Origin of the sequence: Mycobacterium innocens, from assembly GCF_900566055.1 — a bacterium.
GTDB lineage: Bacteria > Actinomycetota > Actinomycetes > Mycobacteriales > Mycobacteriaceae > Mycobacterium > Mycobacterium innocens.
Map to the genome: position 1 here is coordinate 1 of NZ_UPHQ01000359.1, position 1,119 is coordinate 1,119.

1 protein-coding gene is annotated in these 1,119 nt (G+C 65.5%); it reads right to left on the reverse strand.

All coding sequences use genetic code 11. From position 1 onward, the window contains the following. Window positions 1–39: 39 nt before the first annotated feature. The coding region (locus EET03_RS29735; RefSeq protein WP_341868776.1) for an integrase core domain-containing protein at window positions 40–1,119 on the reverse strand (1,080 nt) is incomplete at its 5' end.

A 1,119-nucleotide genomic window follows, 5' to 3' on the forward strand; every position in this document is an offset into this window, starting at 1 on the left:
TGAGGTGTTTCTGACTTTGCGATAGAGATTCGCGTTTGATCAGACAACATCGTCGGGGTCCTGGATGGGTTCAGTGTGCCTTTGCTGGCGGTGCCAGGCAAGGCGGCGTTTGTGGGCTTGTTCGAGTCCGGCTTGTCGTGCTTTGCGGATGGCCTCCCCTCGTCCTTCGTGTTCGTCGTTGGGCGTGACGTATCCAATGCCGGCATGGAGCCGGACCGAATTCCAGAACTCGCGGGTGTCGGCGAGTTCGGCGCGCAGGGTGACGGGGTCCTCGATCGCGAGCAGGTGCGGGAACTCGGCCTTGAGGTGTCCGTTGAAGCTCTCGATCCAGGCCTGATCGGTCGGGGTGCCCGGGCGGCCGAAGTGCTGGGCGATCGCGCACAGCGCCATGAACTCCCGCGTGGACCCTGACGTCATCTGCGGGCCGTTATCGGACACCGCAAGCAGGATCGGCCGAGCCTCGTCGTCGGTGTCGATGTTGACGAGCCCGTCTTGGCGGCGCTCGACGACTTCCAGGAGTCCCTCGGCGTCGAGTGCGTCGGTGAACGCGACCTCGACCTGGGTGGAGGTTTCCTCGGCGGAGACGACCTCGGTGATCCACTTGCGCGAGATGAGGTCCTGGACGATCAGCACCGCCATCCCCGCTTTGGTGAAATGCGTCGTGTCGTAGATCCAGATCGAGTTCGGCTTGTAGTCCACCCAGTCCGGGAACGGTTTGCGCTGCGAGCGGCCCGGCTTGGGTAACGGCCGGAAATGCTTGTCCGCCAGGAACAGAACGCGGCGCACACTCGACGGCGACACCCACACCCGATGAAGGTAGGAGCCGCGGTGCGCCAGCTTGCGATGCGAGCGGTCGGTCTCGCCCCATTCGTCGAACAGGGCCAGGATCTCGTCGGCTTCCTCGTCGAGCAGCCCGTGCATGGGTGATCCACCTGGGGCCTTGTCGACCAGCTCTCCGATCGTGCGACGCGCGATCCAGCGGTGTGCGCGGACCTCGCCGAGTTCCAGTTCGTGGCAGGCGCGGCGCAGCGTCCAGCCGGCGCCGACCGCGTGGTCGAGCAGGCCCAGCAGTGCTGTCTTGGTGGCCGCATCCACCCGGTGCGGGACTCGGCCACCTAG